Source organism: Murinocardiopsis flavida, assembly GCF_003014485.1.
Classification (GTDB): Bacteria; Actinomycetota; Actinomycetes; order Streptosporangiales; family Streptosporangiaceae; genus Murinocardiopsis; species Murinocardiopsis flavida.
Genome location: NZ_PYGA01000045.1, coordinates 1 through 16505, shown reverse-complemented (window position 1 = coordinate 16505; position 16505 = coordinate 1). Strand labels below are relative to the sequence as shown.

The following is a 16505-nucleotide window of genomic DNA, read 5'->3' as shown; positions in this document are numbered from 1 at the left end:
GTAGTAGGTGGAGGGGGCGACCTGCAACGCGTGGCAGATCGGCTCGACCCCGAACTCCTGCTGGTGGATATCGATGAACGCGACTATCTGGTGTGTGGGCGGTCGAGCTCCGCCGCGAAGAAAGCCGATGCGGACTTCAGGATCGCGTTGGCCCGCCGCAGTTCGCGCACCTCGCGTTCGAGTTCGGCCAGGCGTTGGGCCTGGTCGGTGGTGGTGCCGGGGCGGTCTCCGGCATCGACCTCGGCCTGGTTCACCCAGGTGCGCAGCGTTTCGCGGTTGATGCCCAGTTGGTCGCCGGTACGGGCGATCGCCCCGGGGCGGCTGGCCGGGTCACGGCGGGCTTCCATGGCCATGCGGGTGGCGCGTTCACGCAGCTCAACGGGGTATTTCCTCGGTGCTGGCATGTCTCTCATCCTTCCCAGGTTTGAGAGCCTCCATCACACCCGGCACGAAACACCGACCGGGCGGTTCACCTCCACCCGCGTGGAGAGCAGGCGGCCGGTCCGTTCCCGGCCGCCGGTCCCCCCGGTTCACCTCCACCCGCGTGGAGAGCAGCGCTGTGTGCGCCGCACGGTCTGCGCGGGGTTCGGTTCACCTCCACCCGCGTGGAGAGCAGCCGGCATTACCTCGTCTACGAGCTGGAGGTCTCGGTTCACCTCCACCCGCGTGGAGAGCAGGCGCGCCGCTGGCACGCCGACGCCGCATGGGCCGGTTCACCTCCACCCGCGTGGAGAGCAGACTAATTGACCTGCGGTTTCACAAAGGCACATGACCGTTCTCGCCCATGAATGCGACGAGTTGGAGTCCTTCGAGATCGGTCACTCGACGGCGGCGTTGCCCGGCCGTCTTGATGACGTAGCGCTGTTCGTTCTCCGCGGGATGGACACAGACGGCTGCCCCTTCGCCGACAGAAGCGCTGACCGCGTCCCACAGCATGTCGCGGACCTTGGCCGAGACGGTTCCCACGTAGAAGCCGGGGGCGGGTTCGATGAGCCAGCGGCTGATGGCTCCCCGGACGTGATCGGGGACCGCGGTGGTGGAGATGACGACCATGTTGGGCACTGGGGCCTACCAATCCGGCTCGGCGTGGTTCACGCCGGCGTCGACAGGGCCGAGATCGGGGTCCCACAGATGCACGAGCTCCGGGTCGGCGACCTCGGAGTCCTCCTCGTCCAGTTCGGGGTCGAGGAGCCGTTGGACATCGTGGACGATGGTCGGCATCAGGCGATACAGCCGGAAGCTCTCCCGGAGGTTGCGTCGGGCATCACGATCCGGGTTCGCGCTCTTGTGCAGGGAGAACGCCATCGGGATGGTGTGTTGCGCCTTGTACAGGTCGGCGACGTCGTAGATGAAGGCGTGCTGCTTGCCGCTGTGGACGAAGCCCAGGGCGGGCGAGCAGCCCAGCGCCATGATGGCGGCGTGGACCACGCCGTACAAGGCGGTGTTGGCGGCCGAGAGGGCTTGGTTGACCGGGTTCTGCTCGTCCCAGTTCGCGGGGTTGTAGTTGCGTTTGAAGCCGCGTATGCGGTGCTTGTCGGCCAGCATCTGATACATCAGTCTCATGCGCTGGCCTTCCAGCCCGCGGAGTTGCTGGAGGGTGGTGCCTTCGGGGACACCGGCACCGAAGCGCATCTCATACATTCGCGTCGCGACCGCGAGCCTTGCCGTGTCGTCGGCCCAGGCGCGGGCTTGGCGTTCCAGCCAGTGGGTGGTGAGTTCGCTGGGTTGGCTGGCCGAGTACATGCGCACCGCGCCGGCGCCGGTCCACAGCACGGTGCTGCCGTGGCGGGCCATAGTGGCCATGGCGGGGTTGGTGGCCGAGGTGCCGGTGCCCATCAGGACGCAGGCCAGGGAGGCGACCGGGAGGTAGACGCGGTCGATGGCGCCGTCGGGTTTGGCGACTTGGGCGCAGACCCCGGTGTCGTCTTGGACGACCCGGACGTTCTCCAGGTAGAGGAACGACAGTGAATCGGCGATGCGCGGCAGCATGGCAAGGGTGGGTGCTGACAGCGCGCGCCGCGCGCTGGTAAAGGGGGCGGTCACGGTGGCTCATTCCGGTTTGCGGGCGGGGCCGAGGCTGAGCAGGCCGCACCCGTAGGACTTCGCGCGTCCGATGCCGGTGAGGACGGCGTCGCGTAGCAGCGCTGTGTCGGTGATGATCGCGAGGCCGTCGAAGCGGGTGACCGCGTGGGCGACCATGCCGGCGCGGGTATCGGAGAGCCGTGTCTGGGTGAGGCTGAGGGGGTGCAGTCCGTTGGCGGTGGCGCGGGTCAGCCACCACAGGTCGCCGCGTTCCCCGGTCACGACGGTGAGTTTGCCTTTCCTGCGGGGATCGGCTTTGGGGTCGCCGACGCGCTGGGTGGGGTTGGCGGCGATGCGGTAGCGCACGTAGGCGCCGGGGCGCAGCCCGGTGAGGAGCGGGGTGAGGTCTCTGCTGGTGACGTCATTGGCGAGACCGTCGCTGAGCCGGTCGACGCGCGGCCGTGTCCGCGTCTGGGCCAGGATTCTGAGCCCGGTGCGGCTCTCCTCCATTCGGTAGAGGAGCCCGGCGGCGCTGCGCGGGGTCTCGCCCAAGTCGTCGGGGGCTAGGCGCATCAGCTCCCGGTGCAGGAGGTTGGCGTCGGCGGCGAGTTCATGGCTGCGCCGGTGGCGGTGGTTGAGGGTGATCTGGGTCAGCCAGGCGTTCATCGGGCCGCCCCTTGCAGGTATGTGGCGAGTTCGGCGCGGTAGTCGTCGGCGCTGGCCGTGAACAGATCCCGGGGGATACGGGTGGTGACGACGCTGACGGGGCGGGGCCGGTAGCGGCGGTCGTGCCGGGTGAACTCGGTGGGGACGTCGTAGAGTTCGCTGCGCTCGAAGGCGTCCTCGTGCTCTCCCTCGTAGACGAAGTCGAGTTCGGCCTCTCCGTTGGGCGCACGCCGCGCGATGGGCACCTCCCGGTGGAGCCGGGCGACCGGGTCCTCGACCACACCACCGAGGAGCAGGGGCTGCTCGGGCGGGCACGAGCGCCGGCCCAGGAAGGGCTGCCACCGCGGTGCCCGCAGCGCGGCCTCGGTCGCGGCGACAGTCTCGTCGGGGCCTTCGACGGCAGCGACGAAGACCGCGTCGCTGAGGTAGTGGCGGCGGGTGACGATGGTGGCGGTGGCCGCGCTCTGTCGCTTGCCGTCGGCGGTGAGCACGCCGCGTGTGCGGGGCAGGCCGCCGCCGATGGTGTGGAAGTCCACCATCCGCACCCCGGGCCGGTCGACGCGCACCGTGAAGGTGAGCCGGTGCAACTCGCCGAGCGGTTGCCCGCGCTCGATGCCGTGCGCGGCGGCGATCAGTCCGAGCAGCCCGGAGCGGGTCGGGACGTTCTGGGTGTCACGCTCGCCGAATGCGCTGTGTTCGCCCCAGGACTGCATCGGGGCGGCCAGGCGAAGCAGCAGCCCGCTCATGCAGACCCCTCGCTCCAGGTGGCGACGGCGGCACCGACGAGCGCCTCGTAGGAGGCGTGGCGGGTACCGAGGCGGGTGGGCTTGTCGCCGCCGGCGAGGGTGTGCCCGGCCCAGAGCCGGTGGTCGGCGCCCAGCAGGGCATTGGCCGACTCTGCGTAGGCGTCGATCGCGGCCAGAGAGGGGGCGAAGTGGCCTTCCGCGGGGCGGATGGGCGCTTCGAAGGCCGAGGCGAGGGAGAGCGGGCGGTCGTCGCGCACGGCGATATGCACCAGGTCGGGCACGCCGGAGGGTGCGGTCGCGGTGGCCTTGCCGGTGGGCAGGGAGGTGATGAACGCGTTGAGGAACGCGGTGAGGAGTTCGCGGCCGGTCGCGGGGTCCTCACCGAGGTTGGCGGCGAGCCCGCGCAGGTCGATGTTGGCGTAGCGGTAGAAGGTCCCGGCGCTGAACATGGCGGTGTTGATGTGCCCGCTGCCGGGAATGCCCAGCTGCTGCTCAACGTCGTCGACCGCGGCGAAGAAGTCGTACTCCACGTTGGTGCCGTGGGTGGTGAAGGCGTGGGCGAACTGCACGGCCCCGTCGACGTTGGCCCCGGGCAACTCGGCGAGCATGCGCCCGAACAGGTTGATGGCGGCGCTGCGGCGGCCGAGGATCTCGGCGATCTCCTCGCCGGGCAGCACGCCCTTGCGCTTGCCCTCCGGTTTGGCCTCTTCGGCCACGACCTCCTCGCGGTGCGCGGCGGCGACCGCCGTCAACTCGTCCATGCCGGCTTCGGGCAGGTACAGCAGGACCGAGGTGGTCAGGATCTCCTGGTCGTTCTCGTCCTTGCTGCGTTCCAGTTTGATGCCGTTGCCGGCCGAGCGCGCGACCTGGCGCCCGGCCGCCTCGGCCTCCTCCGCCGCCCAGCCCTGGCGTTGCAGGCGTTCGGCGACGCCGCGGACCACCCGGCGGGTGCGCACCGCGGTGTCGCCGAGCACGTGCTCCACCCGGTGGCGCACGACGCGCTTCCAACTCTGGCTGGAGATCCGTGTGCGCTCGGCACCGCCGAACAGCACGGTCTTGGGTGCTCCCTGGTCATCGCGGTTGAGGTTGGAGTAGGGCATGGTCTGCAACGCGTGGATGTCGATGAATCGGGGGGTGCTCATGCGTCCTCATCAGTGTCGGTAGGGGTGGAGGTCATGCGGTCAGCCTTACGCTTGGCGATGAGCCGTGCGCGGGTGCGGTGGTAGCCCTGCAACCAGTTCTTCACGACCCGGTCGTGGTCGTACTCCCAGTCCGCGAGGTCGCAGGCGAGTTGCACCCAGTCGACCCGGATCAGATGGTTGCGCAGCTGCACGATCATCCGCGGCAGTTGGCGGTGGAGCCCGGATGCGTTCTGGCGGCACAACTGGTGCAGGCGTCCCTGCGCGGTCGCATCGGCGATGGCGCGGTAGTCGACGGCGTGTGCCACGGCGACACCGAGGTTCCCGGTGAAGGGCGAGGCGGGCTCACCCGGCACCTGGGCGGTGTCGGAGTCGTCGGTGCCAGGGCCGCGGCCGCGGTCCTGGGAGCGCGCGGTCGGCGGTTGGGACGCCATCATCGCCGCCACGGCCAGGAACGCCCATTCGACCGTGTCGTCGCGTCGGCCGGGCAGGAAGGGCTCGGTGTGGCGGTAGGCGTGCCAGCACCGTGGGTCGGAGGGGGCCATGCCCAGTGCTTGGCGCATCTCCGAGCGTGGCGCCGGGATGTCGAGGTTGCCGCGCACGTAAGCGACCAGCTTTTCGGCGCCGGTGCGGATCTCGCGCTGGGCCTCACGGGTGTGCGGGGGCGCGTTCATTCCTGCTCCTGTTCGCGTTGCCAGCCGGTCAGGATCTGCGTGCGGCTGTTCTCGATGGCGGTCACGTGGCGCGGGTCGTGGGTGTAGGCCGCGGTGGCCTTCTCATAGGCGTCCAGCGCGATGCGGATGAACTCGTTGCGGATCCGCGCGGGCGTCTCGACTGCCGCGGCGAGCTGCCAGAACCGTCGTTCCGCCGCGCTCCAGTACCGGGCCTCGCCGGTCCCCGACCAGGGCGCTTTGACCTCACCGCTGCCGGTCACATCGCGCCACGCACGCACCAGCGCCTTTGTCAGGTTCCGCCCGACCTGTTCGGCGTGTTTGCGGGTCTGCTTGATCCGCCCGGACAGCTCAGGGTTCCGCTCCTCCAGGTAAGCGAGGACCGGCGGGGTGACTGCGGTGAAGTACTGGCGGTCGCGGGCCTGTCCGTCCTGGTCGAACCCGAAGGCGCGGACTCGCACGCGGTCGGCGCGCGCAGCGTAGGACGCGCTGTCGTAGAGCTCGTTCAGGTCGTCGATGATGTCGGGGCGTCGCTCGTCGCTGTCCCCGGGGTTCTTGCGCACCAGGGCATCGATGTCGCGCCAGATGGCCCGGTCGGCGTCGGCCCGGCGCGCATACTGCTCGCCCTTCTTGTTCGCCTGGTAGAGGAGATAGGGGTCCCTGGCGTCGCCTTGAGGTTGGCGCCAGGCCCAGGTAATGCGGGCGTCGGTGACCGACCGGCCGTCGGGTGCGGGGGTGAGCAGGAGTGCGTGGCGGAATCGTCCGGTCAGCGACCGGGTCAAGCCGGTGGGCGGTTCGGGGGTACCCAGCGGGTCCTGGGCGAGCGGTACATCCCAGGGCGCGGGGGTTTGGTCTCGGGGAGTATCGAGGTGGGGGATCCCGAGGATGAGCGTCTCGAACAGGTTGGCGCCGACGGGGTGGTAGGAGATCGTGCTGCGCAGCGGGCCGGCGGTGGTGTTCCTAGCGCTGGTCGCGCCCACGACGCGGGGGGTGCTCATGCCGGAGGGCCCGTAGTAGAGCCACGCGATCAGATGCCAGGCCGCCTCGCCTGCGGGGACCGCGCGGGGGTGTGTGTCGGTGTCGTGGGACAACCACATTTGGGTGTTGCCTGCCGCACGGCCCCAGACCAGCTTGTTGACACCGGAGGTGACCGGGTTTCCCTTGCTGTCGACGCACTCCTCGATCAGGCGGCGGTCCTGAAGGAACGGCCGGTTGTCCGTGCCCCCGAACAGATCGAAGCTGCGGGAGGCGGCATCGAAGTAGGCGTGGACGCGGTCCTCCGAGAAGCGGCCGTCCTCCAGCTTCCGGTCACGCTCATCCAGCCAGTCGTTGCGGACGTGGACAGCGTTCAACCCGGTGATTTCCGCGGCCATGACATACAGCAGGCGCATCAGCCCCGCTGCGGCGGGTGGCAGCGGCAAGCTCACGTCGGTGATGTCGTGGGCGCGCAGGAAGAGGTCCGTGAGGCCGACGGCCGGCGGGTGTTCCGCGGTCGAATCGCGCCACCGCACCGGAATCCACGGCTCGCGGGTGAGCAGGTAGGAGGGGGAGGACATCGCATACTCCTGAACGGTGGCAATACCGATGCGGGTGGGGACAGAGTGCCGCACTGATCGTTGGTGTGTACGAAGAACAGACAGAGCTGTCAGGTTCTCCGCGGACGCGGGACCGAGAAAGGCGCGGACGACGCAGTTCAGCGGCCAGCTCCTCACAACCTGGCCGGTTGAGGCCACCTCCGTCCATGGATGCCGTTCGGCTCGGGCGGTCTCCTCCCCGCGGTGCTGCGGTCGGCTCGCCCCCAGGCTCCTTCAGCCGAGCGGCCTGGGAGGATAGATCCGCAGGTGTTCTCCGCAATGCGGAGGTGAACCGAGCGGGAGGCCGCCACCTGTGCGTGGTTATCACTGGTTCTCCACGTGGGTGGAGGTGGTTGGGACCCGCTTGAGGCGGGCCCCAACCCGAGTGTCAGTTGATGAGGTGCCGGAACACCTCCGAGGTGATGCCCCCCAGCAGTGAGCCCGTGAACAGCAGGTGGAACGTTCGGCCTGCCTTCGATAGTTGGCGGCCGAGCATCTGCAACACGGTGGGCAGGGTGAGGCCCTGCGCAGGCTGGGCTGGGGCTGATTGCGGCTTCATGACTCAAGGATGGCATCTCCAATTAAGAGCGGTAGGACTTAATTAAAAACTCGTGGTAAGGCCGACGTCGAGGTGGAGCGTCAACCGCTGGTCGCCGAGCACTGGGCCGACGGGCTGACCGTCTGCGTCCACCCGATGGGGCAGCAGGACCAGGTTGCGCAGGTGGACGTCGTTGCTCCACGCCTCAGGCGGCATGTTCGCCTCGCTCCGTCCTTGGAGCAGTGAAGCCCGCAACGGGATGGTGTGGTTGATCACCTCGGCGCACTGCTCGCGAGTGAAGCGTCGGCCGGCACCGGGCACCACAGGCACCATCGGCCCGTCGGGCCCCCCGAGGTGGTAGTCCCCGTCCTCACCGATGAAGTACGGCAGCACGCGCTCCGAATCGGCGTCGAACCGGGTGGAGATCAGCTCCTCGGTGATCTCCCGATCGGTGAGCGAATACAGGTTCGTCAATCCGTCAGGGGTGGCGATGCCGATCATCTCGGCGGCCTGTACCTCCACGAAACCTGCGCTGATGCGTTCCACCTCCGCGGACTCGAATCCGTCCAGCAGCGGGTCCGGTGCTCCAATGCCGTCTCCTGGGCTCGCGGCGTCGACAAGGTCCTGGACGTCGTCGGGGATACTGATCGGCTTGTCTTCACGCCTACTCAGGAGGCGCTGGGCGCGGATGAGTGAGGCGTGGGGGTAGACGCGGGTCCAGGGCTTCGGTACGCGCGGAGTGTCCTCGCCGGGAGCGGTCAGGACGACGAGCCGCGGCGTCGCGGCCCACTCCGGGCGGGATGCGTCGTTGCTCTTGTGGCGGTGGGCGCGGCCCGAGCGTTGAAGTAGAAGTTCGATCGGAGCGAGGTCACTTATCATGAGATCGAAGTCAATATCAAGGCTTTGCTCGATGACCTGGGTCGCCACCAGGACCGAGGGGCGGCGCCGATCGCCATTAGGGCCGTACGTTGTGATGACGTCGTGGGTGATGCGCGCTCTTTGCCCCACTGGGAACCGGGAGTGCAGCAGGCGCAACTCGGGGGACGCGCTCCCGTCCGTCTTCCTCTGGTCGAACCATGCGCGCAGGTCACGATAGGTCTCTTGTGCTTGGTCCACCGTGGTGCAGATGACCGCGGCACAGCCCCCCTCGTCGATCAGCCGACGCAGTTCATCCCGAAGTGCAGGCATCCGGTCGACCATGTCCTTGCCGTCGCGCTGGCTCACATCGACCGGCCGCAGTGTCACCGCGAGTTCACGCCGGTCCTCCTGTGGTACCGCTACGGCGGTGGAGATGGGGGTCGGCATGTCGCGCTGCGCATAGGTCCAGCCGGGATAGTGCTGTGCAAGGTCCAGAGCCTCGGCGCTCTCGGGGGCGCGCCCGAGGTAGGCCGTATACAGTTCCCGCGCCACGTGCTTGGGCAGCGTGGCCGAGAGCAGAACGACGGGTGCACCCAGCCGGCCGAGCCAGCTCAGCAGGATGACCAGAAGCCTGCGCATGTACGGGCTGAACGCGTGAACCTCGTCGATGATGACGGTCTTCTGCGCAAGGCCCAGCATCCGCAGCACGTTGTGGCGTACCGGAAGCACCGCCATCAGCGCCTGGTCGATGGTTCCCACGGCGGCGGGGGCGAGGATGCCGCGTTTGGCGCCGAGCAGCCACTCGGCCACGGCGAGGTGCACCGTGTCGTCCTCGCTGGTGATGTCCCCGACGCCTTCAGCGTGCTCCTCGCTGACCATGGACATGAGCGGGCTCAACCACGCCATGCCGTGAAGCAGGGTGAGGCCGGTGGGATCGAGGCTCCGGTTGCGGAGGTAGGCGGCCAGGCGCTCATACATTTGGTCGGCGGTCGCCATGGTCGGAAGGGCGACGAAGATCCCTGATGTGCCCGCGGCATGCCCCATGATGCGCGCGGCATGGAAGGCGACCTCGGTCTTCCCGATCCCCATGGGAGCCGCGACCATGAGCAGACCCGGTCCGGTCACCAGTGCCGGAAGTTCCTCGGCGATCGTGGACTGTAGAGCGTTGGGCTCGAATGGGAACTCCTCCCCGAACGTGCCGGCCCGCAGTCGCAATCGGGTTAGACCTGCGTTCGAGAGCAGTGCGGGTGCTTGCGCCAGGGACCGGTGGAAGAACGACTGAAGATCTTCCACCCGACCGCTGTCCGGCAGTTGGACGAGTTGCCGCTTGACGAAGCTGATCTGACTGGCGAGCCAGTCCGAGAGGATGATCAGAGCGCAGGCCACGGCGGCCGTGTCGCCTCCGAGATTCGGTGGAGGCTCGGGGGCGTCCAGGATCGTATGCACTGCATCGAACGCAGCGACGCGCTGCTCGTCCCAAGGGCCGTTGCCGATTCCAATGAACGGGCGTTTCTCCAGGCGCGTGTCACCCGGGTCCACGCTGTGAAAGCAACCGTGGTGGCCACCGAGAAGTTGGGCGACCAGGCGGGCGACGGGTGCGCGCCTCTCATCGGCATAGCCCGCCTGGCGGAGCGCGCTCGCCAACCAGAGGTGGGCCGCGAAATCGTGTCCCCTTGGGAGATCGCCCGGGCCTTGCGGATAACCGGGTGGCACCCACACCTGGCGTTGGAAAGCCGGGGTGATCTTACCGATGTCATGCAGACCAGCCCAGAATTCCAACAGTCGGCCAGCGTTTTCCTCCGTTACACCCATTTGCTCAGCAAGTTGCGCACGCAATCCTGCGGATATCACCTCGCACCACAGGACCCGCATCACGGCGGCTGCGTCGAGCAGGTGGCAGATCAGTGGGTACTGGCTGCCGTCGAGTCCTCTCGACTTGCCCCACAGCAACAGATCAACCTCATGGCGACCAGCCTTCTCCCATCCGTCCACGCGTGCCCCATTCCCTGGTGATGGATTTCGCCGACCTTAACCGTGGGCAGTGACAAATGGGCCAGGAGAATCGCAGGGCTCTGCGGGGAAGAGTTCTGGTTCCGATCGAAACACCTACAGGATCACGCCCTGCGAAGGCGCTGCACTCTTACGAATCGAACCGTGCTTCATTCACCTCCACGGGCGTGGAGAGCGGGCGGCGATCTCACTGCGAGCCGATTGACCGAGCGGTTCACCTCCACGGGCGTGGAGAGCGGCCAGCGTACAGCGACATCTCCATGCCGCCGGACGGCTCACCTCCACGGGCGTGGAGAGCGGACCGCGCCGGGCCAGCGGGTGCGGGCGGACTGCGGTTCACCTCCACGGGCGTGGAGAGCGGCTGAACCCGATCCCGTGGCCGACGAACTACCGCGGTTCACCTCCACGGGCGTGGAGAGCGGGCGGTGCTGCGCCCGTCCATGGTGCAGGCGTTCGGTTCACCTCCACGGGCGTGGAGAGCGGCGCCCTCCCGGAAGGACCGCCATGACCGTGACCGGTTCACCTCCACGGGCGTGGAGAGCGGTCGCCGCTTGACGACGGAGATCAGCCCGTCCCCGGTTCACCTCCACGGGCGTGGAGAGCGGCAGTTGTCGGCGGTGATGCGCACGACCCCGGCCGGTTCACCTCCACGGGCGTGGAGAGCGGCATGTACGACCTGTCCGGAGAACACCTCCGCGCGGTTCACCTCCACGGGCGTGGAGAGCGGTGGTCCGAGAACGGTACCGATGAGCCGCGTGCGCGCACCGGTTCACCTCCACCACCGTGTCCGGCGGTTCACCTCCACGGGCGTGGAGAGCGGGGAGTAGGAGGTGCCCAGGTTCCCGGTCAGCATGGTTCACCTCCACGGGCGTGGAGAGCGGGCCGCCGGGGTCAAGATCTGGGGCCCGGCCGACGGTTCACCTCCACGGGCGTGGAGAGCGGCAGTCGATCATGAGCACTAGCGGCCTCGCCACCGGTTCACCTCCACGGGCGTGGAGAGCGGCTCTAGCGATGGCCATTGAAGACGTCGCTGCTCGGTTCACCTCCACGGGCGTGGAGAGCGGTGCTCCACGCGGGAGCGGTCGGCGTCGACGGCCGGTTCACCTCCACGGGCGTGGAGAGCGGGTGCCCAGGCCCTTGACCTGGGACAGCGCGGCCGGTTCACCTCCACGGGCGTGGAGAGCGGATGCGGCGGTACCGGTCGCGGAGGGCGGTGCGCGGTTCACCTCCACGGGCGTGGAGAGCGGATCAGCGGCATCGTCACCAGCTCGATCAAGCCCGGTTCACCTCCACGGGCGTGGAGAGCGGCGACAGCACGCTCAGTTGGACCGACACCGCCCCGGTTCACCTCCACGGGCGTGGAGAGCGGGCCAGCGAGCGAAGCAATTCGGGTCCGACGCTCGGTTCACCTCCACGGGCGTGGAGAGCGGCACCTACGTGCACAAGAACCTCTGGGGCAACGCGGTTCACCTCCACGGGCGTGGAGAGCGGCCGCTCGAAGGGGGTCACGACGGCAGCCCGACCGGTTCACCTCCACGGGCGTGGAGAGCGGTCCTTCTTCGCCGGAGCGCGGCGTGCTGCGGTCGGTTCACCTCCACGGGCGTGGAGAGCGGCAGCCGGTGATGCCCTGGATCTCCAACTGGCCCGGTTCACCTCCACGGGCGTGGAGAGCGGCACCACGTCGCAGTCCTGCACCGGCACCGGTACGGTTCACCTCCACGGGCGTGGAGAGCGGGCGGACTCCCACGACTCCTCCGCCGCCGCGAGCGGTTCACCTCCACGGGCGTGGAGAGCGGCGACGAAATCGAGTACAGCGAGCATGCGGGGCCGGTTCACCTCCACGGGCGTGGAGAGCGGATGTGACAGACACGCGTGACGCGAGCACCCCGCGGTTCACCTCCACGGGCGTGGAGAGCGGGACACGTCTTTGGCCGAGGAGTCGCGCGCGAGCGGTTCACCTCCACGGGCGTGGAGAGCGGGACGGGTCGCCGTATCAGCTCTCGACCAGCTACGGTTCACCTCCACGGGCGTGGAGAGCGGTCGAGGAACGGTTGGACTTTGCCGTTCTTCATCGGTTCACCTCCACGGGCGTGGAGAGCGGCAGGTCGAACAGGTCCGCGGCGCCGACGACGGCGGTTCACCTCCACGGGCGTGGAGAGCGGGAACATCACCTCGGCGCGGAGGTGACTACACCCGGTTCACCTCCACGGGCGTGGAGAGCGGGGTGATTCCGCGCCCGACGAGGCGGACGTGGGCGGTTCACCTCCACGGGCGTGGAGAGCGGAGAAGACCCCCGGCTCAATGCCGGGGGTCTTTCGGTTCACCTCCACGGGCGTGGAGAGCGGACTTCGCGACCTGCAACTTTGCACTGCTAGAATACCGTTCGGTTCGGTACAGCGGTGACGCCAGCCCCAGGGCGGGCGGCCGCCACGTCCGGACTCCGGAAGTTCCGCTCGCTCCTCGGTGACGAATCAGCCATCGCCCCCTCTGCGCCGCGCCCCGCAGAGGGCACTCACACCGCCACGCCATCGAAGCGCCCCCGTTTCCCCCACTGCTTGATCAACCGCCCCCAGCGCTCCTTGTGATCGAAGCGAGCCGTCTTCACGGCGGTTGTCCAGCGCCCAACTCCATGCCTCCAACTGGACCTGCGGTACCACCTCGGAAGGATCCGCCCCCTCGGCGGTAATCCCTGCCGTGCCCTGAGTCCGCGCCTCCACCACGTGAAGCCGCGGTCGAGTTCCCCCACCGGTGCCGGGCTTGCCTTCGCTCCCCGGTTGCTCGGGTGACTCGGTCATGGCGGCCTCAACCTGTGCGGTGCGAACCGATTGCTCATCAGGTGCGATCGCTGTCCGTGCGCCATGGGCGTCGATGCGGAACTCGCGCATGAGCAACTCATACGCGCCCAGCAAGGCGAACGACGGCCAGGCGTGGATAACGCGGGACCACAGGGTTGGGTCAGCGACCGCGATGTTCGCCGCAAGCGACGCGACACTGCCGAGGACGAGCTGTGTCCACGGCAGCAGGCCGCCGCGCCGGCCATGCCTTGCATCGGCCAGTAGCGCCATGGAGGAGGCGACGATCATGCCGTCGACCGACAGCGGGAATAGCGCCGCGCGCCACGGCGGTTCGCCATGGCGCTGGGCCAACTCGAACATGTGGCTGTACGAGACGACGGCCGCGATGACGGCCAGCACCAGCACGGCGGCGATGGTCGTCCAGCGGGACCAGCGGGAAGAACCCATCCCAGGTCACCGCCCGTCCAGCGCCAGGTCCGCGGACAGCGTCAGGGACATGTACGTAAGGGTCGACTCGCCCCTCGGACACGACCCTTTGTACATATCGTGCGAGTTGAGCTTTGCCTTAGCTCGCACGACTCGTTTCACGGGGTAGTAGGCAGCGGTAGGCACCCCCCGGAACGCGGAATCGTCCGGTTCACCTCCACCCGCGTGGAGAGCAGTACCTTCGCCCTGTGCGGTCGACCTGCTCATACGGTTCATCTCCACGCCTGTGGAGAGCGGCCGGTCAACGACGCCCCCCGCGCGTTCCCCGACGGTTCACCTCCACGCCTGTGGAGAGCGGGCGTAGCGAGCCCCGTGGAAGCGCGCGAACTCCGGTTCACCTCCACGCCTGTGGAGAGCGGGTCGCACCTCCGGCGGGCAGGACCACCCGGATCGGTTTACCTCCACGCCTGTGGAGAGCGGCCGAGGGTCAGGTTCTCGTGAGTCGCCGTGGGCGGTTCACCTCCACGCCTGTGGAGAGCGGCTTCGCGACCTGCAACTATGCACGGCTAGAATACCGTTCGGTTCGGCACAGCGCTGACACTGACGCCCGTCCCTGGACGGGCGGACAGCCCGACCGGACGCCGACAGCTCCACGCAATCCTCGATGACGAGTTGGCCACCGTTCCTTTCTAACCGCACCAACAGAGGGCAGTCACACCGCTACGCCATCGAAGCGTCCCTGCTGCCCCCACTGCTTGATCAGCCGACCCCAGCGCTCCTTGTGATCGAAGCGGGCCGCGATCTCGCGGCCCGAGGGAAGCGAACCGTCCTCTCGACGGTTATCCAGCGCCCAACACCATGCCTCCACCTGCACCTGCGGCACCGCCTCGAAAGACCCCGCGACCTCAATGGCGACACCATCAGCCTCCTCGCTCCTCGCTCCGACTACCCGAAGCCGCGCACGCCCCTCCCGCCCTTCGTGCGCCGGGTCGCCATCGGCCTCACTCGTATGAGCGAGCTCGGATCGTTCCGCAGCCGGGGACTGCTCATCGGATGCGATCGCTATGCGTGCGCCTTCGGCGTCGATGCGGAACTCGCGCATGAGCAACTCATACGCACCCATCAGCGCGAAGCTGGGCCAGGCGTGGATGACCCGCGACCACACGGTGGGGTCGGCGACCGCGACGTTCGCCGCCAGGGACGCGACGCTGCCCAGTATCAGCAGCGTCCACGGCAGCACTCCCCCGCGCCGGCCATGGCGGGCATCAGCCAGCAGCGCCATCGAGGAGGCGACGATCATGCCGTCCACCGACAGCGGGAACAGCGCCGCCCGCCACCGGGGTTCGCCATGGCGCTGCGCCAGGTCGAACATGTGCGCATAGGACACCACCGCCGCGATTACCGCCAGCAGCAGTACCGCCAAGATCGTGATCCACCGAGACCAGCGAGACGACTCCACCGCGCCTCACCGTCCGTTCCCGGACGGGCGAACTCCCCGACGGGACGCCGGGAGCTCCACATGCTCCTCGATGACGAGTTGAGCGCCGTTCCCTACTGCGCCGCGCCCCGCAGGGGGCACTTCGCAGATGGGAACACTCTTCGAGGGTTCCCATCTCTTCATTTCTGATCCTTCTCCGGGGTCGGCGACCCGTTGGGCCGCTCGGACCGACTCGTCCAGGCTCTCCGCCGCGAGGGTGACCCTGATGTGCACGTGGTTGGCCCACTTGTCATAGGTCAGTTCCAGGCGGAAGGCTTCGAACAGCCGTCTCAGTACCTCTTCCGGCACCTTGTCCAACTCCACTGCTTGGACGGGGATCGCGTCCAACATCTCGGGGGCCACTCGGACTGAACTGCTCCCTGGAAGTTGGACTGGAAACCCAGGCCCATCGACCAGGGAGCAGTCCCATGAGAGCGAGCAGCACGCTCACCCCCTCCCAACGCGAGACCGCGATAGCGTGGTTCGAGCAGGGCATGGCCGATAGATCGGTAGCGACCACGCTGGGATTACCCCGGGGACCGATCCGGCGCCTGTACCAACGGTGGCGGATCCACGGCCCGGGAGCGCTGGTGGCCAAACAGGCGAAGAAGTCCTACTCCTTCGAGTTCAAGATCGAGGCGGTGCGCCGCTTCCTGACCGGCGAACTCAAGACCGAACTGGCCCAGGAACTCGAGCTATCCTCACCCACACTGCTGGAAACCTGGGCGCGCACCTACCGCGACCAGGGCGAGGACGGGTTGCGTCCCAAGCAGCCAGGACGCCCGCCCAAGAGCGCACCGCCAGAGCCGGAGACGGAACTGGAGCGACTGCGCCGTGAGAACGAGTTCCTGCGCGCCCAGAACGCCTACCTGGGAAAAGTGCGGGCCTTGAGGGAACACCCACCAGAGTGAAGGTCCTGGCTGTGGTCTCTCTCAAAGCCGAACACCGCCTTCAGGTGCTGCTTCAGGTCGCTGGTCTGGCCCGCTCCACGTTCTTCTACCACCAGGCCCGACTCCATGCCCCAGACCCCCGCGCCGCGCTCAAGGCCGACATAACGCATCTCTTCGAGCACAACAAGGGACGTTACGGGCATCGCCGTATCCATGACCGGCTCCGCAAAAAGGGGTGGAAGGTCGCGAAGAAGACCGTGCTGAAGCTGATGGGCCAGCTCGGCCTGGTCTGCCGGGTGCGCCGCCAGCGCCCCTACAACTCCTATCGGGGCCGGACAGGCGAGGCGGCTCCGAACCTGCTGGAGCGTGACTTCACGGCCCAAGGGCCGAACCAGAAGTGGGTGACCGACGTGACCGAGTTCGTGGTCGCGGACCGCAAGGTGTATCTGTCACCGGTCATGGACCTGTTCGATCGGCAGATCATCGCCTACACGGCGGGGTTGTCACCGAGCCTGGAGTTGACGAACGCTTCCTTGCGTGCGGCGTTGGGGACGCTGACTCCTGGCCAGATGCCGTTGGTCCACTCCGACCAGGGATTTGTTTCGTGCCGGGTGTGATGGAGGCTCTCAAACCTGGGAAGGATGAGAGACATGCCAGCACCGAGGAAATACCCCGCTGAGCTGCGTGAACGCG

At 68.0% G+C, this 16505-nt stretch carries 13 protein-coding genes, 1 pseudogene, 3 CRISPR repeat arrays and 1 other annotated feature; of the genes and pseudogenes, 2 read left to right on the top strand and 12 right to left on the bottom strand.

Annotated features, from left to right (window positions below; translation table 11 throughout):
* The 12 genes and pseudogenes from CLV63_RS32425 to CLV63_RS32375 form a co-directional block, all read right to left on the bottom strand.
* A pseudogene (locus CLV63_RS32425) lies at nucleotides 1-404 on the bottom strand (transposase); the annotation flags it as partial.
* Nucleotides 13-126: a sequence feature (AL1L pseudoknot), on the bottom strand. (Overlaps the previous pseudogene by 114 nt.)
* A gap of 61 nt (nucleotides 405-465) precedes the next feature.
* Nucleotides 466-738: a CRISPR direct-repeat array (repeat unit 29 nt; unit sequence CGGTTCACCTCCACCCGCGTGGAGAGCAG).
* Nucleotides 739-756: 18 nt separating this feature from the next.
* The gene (gene cas2e / locus CLV63_RS32420; RefSeq protein ID WP_245929296.1) at nucleotides 757-1053 is read right to left on the bottom strand and encodes a type I-E CRISPR-associated endoribonuclease Cas2e; all 297 of its coding nucleotides are present in this window, start codon (nucleotides 1051-1053) and stop codon (nucleotides 757-759) included.
* Nucleotides 1054-1068: 15 nt separating this feature from the next.
* Nucleotides 1069-2043 carry a type I-E CRISPR-associated endonuclease Cas1e gene (gene cas1e / locus CLV63_RS32415; protein WP_245929294.1) on the bottom strand — a complete coding sequence of 325 codons (975 nt, stop codon included), beginning with the start codon at nucleotides 2041-2043 and terminating at the stop codon, nucleotides 1069-1071.
* A 6-nt stretch (nucleotides 2044-2049) separates the two neighbouring features.
* A complete protein-coding gene (gene cas6e, locus CLV63_RS32410; RefSeq protein ID WP_106587068.1) occupies nucleotides 2050-2688 on the bottom strand; it encodes a type I-E CRISPR-associated protein Cas6/Cse3/CasE in 639 nt (212 codons plus the stop codon).
* Nucleotides 2685-3434 (bottom strand): type I-E CRISPR-associated protein Cas5/CasD, encoded by a 750-nt coding sequence (gene cas5e, locus CLV63_RS32405; RefSeq protein WP_106587067.1) that lies wholly within the window; start codon nucleotides 3432-3434, stop codon nucleotides 2685-2687. The genes cas6e and cas5e overlap by 4 nt, the downstream gene beginning before the upstream one ends.
* Nucleotides 3431-4576, bottom strand: coding sequence for a type I-E CRISPR-associated protein Cas7/Cse4/CasC (gene cas7e / locus CLV63_RS32400; protein ID WP_106587066.1), 1146 nt, complete (start codon nucleotides 4574-4576; stop codon nucleotides 3431-3433). The genes cas5e and cas7e overlap by 4 nt, the downstream gene beginning before the upstream one ends.
* Nucleotides 4573-5247 carry a type I-E CRISPR-associated protein Cse2/CasB gene (gene casB, locus CLV63_RS32395; protein ID WP_106587065.1) on the bottom strand — a complete coding sequence of 225 codons (675 nt, stop codon included), beginning with the start codon at nucleotides 5245-5247 and terminating at the stop codon, nucleotides 4573-4575. The genes cas7e and casB overlap by 4 nt, the downstream gene beginning before the upstream one ends.
* Nucleotides 5244-6800 (bottom strand): type I-E CRISPR-associated protein Cse1/CasA, encoded by a 1557-nt coding sequence (gene casA, locus CLV63_RS32390; protein ID WP_106587064.1) that lies wholly within the window; start codon nucleotides 6798-6800, stop codon nucleotides 5244-5246. The genes casB and casA overlap by 4 nt, the downstream gene beginning before the upstream one ends.
* A 406-nt stretch (nucleotides 6801-7206) precedes the next feature.
* The gene (locus tag CLV63_RS33935) at nucleotides 7207-7377 is read right to left on the bottom strand and encodes a hypothetical protein (protein ID WP_170134413.1); all 171 of its coding nucleotides are present in this window, start codon (nucleotides 7375-7377) and stop codon (nucleotides 7207-7209) included.
* Nucleotides 7378-7419: 42 nt separating this feature from the next.
* Nucleotides 7420-10206, bottom strand: coding sequence for a CRISPR-associated helicase Cas3' (gene cas3 / locus CLV63_RS32385; RefSeq protein WP_211301589.1), 2787 nt, complete (start codon nucleotides 10204-10206; stop codon nucleotides 7420-7422).
* Nucleotides 10207-10373: 167 nt separating this feature from the next.
* Nucleotides 10374-12569: a CRISPR direct-repeat array (repeat unit 29 nt; unit sequence CGGTTCACCTCCACGGGCGTGGAGAGCGG).
* A gap of 126 nt (nucleotides 12570-12695) precedes the next feature.
* Nucleotides 12696-13424: a DUF2637 domain-containing protein gene (locus CLV63_RS32380; protein WP_245929291.1), complete on the bottom strand. Its 729-nt coding sequence runs from the start codon at nucleotides 13422-13424 to the stop codon at nucleotides 12696-12698.
* A 227-nt stretch (nucleotides 13425-13651) separates the two neighbouring features.
* Nucleotides 13652-13986: a CRISPR direct-repeat array (repeat unit 29 nt).
* A 171-nt stretch (nucleotides 13987-14157) separates the two neighbouring features.
* Entirely contained in the window at nucleotides 14158-14868 is a 711-nt protein-coding gene (locus CLV63_RS32375; protein WP_281260785.1) for a DUF2637 domain-containing protein, read from the bottom strand.
* Nucleotides 14869-15350: 482 nt separating this feature from the next.
* Here CLV63_RS32375 and CLV63_RS32365 point away from each other — a divergent pair, with 482 nt between their 5' ends.
* Both CLV63_RS32365 and CLV63_RS32360 read left to right on the top strand, forming a co-directional pair.
* The gene (locus CLV63_RS32365) at nucleotides 15351-15833 is read left to right on the top strand and encodes a helix-turn-helix domain-containing protein (RefSeq protein ID WP_106587060.1); all 483 of its coding nucleotides are present in this window, start codon (nucleotides 15351-15353) and stop codon (nucleotides 15831-15833) included.
* An 11-nt stretch (nucleotides 15834-15844) separates the two neighbouring features.
* Nucleotides 15845-16429 carry an IS3 family transposase gene (locus CLV63_RS32360; RefSeq protein WP_170134412.1) on the top strand — a complete coding sequence of 195 codons (585 nt, stop codon included), beginning with the start codon at nucleotides 15845-15847 and terminating at the stop codon, nucleotides 16427-16429.
* Nucleotides 16430-16505: the final 76 nt, after the last annotated feature.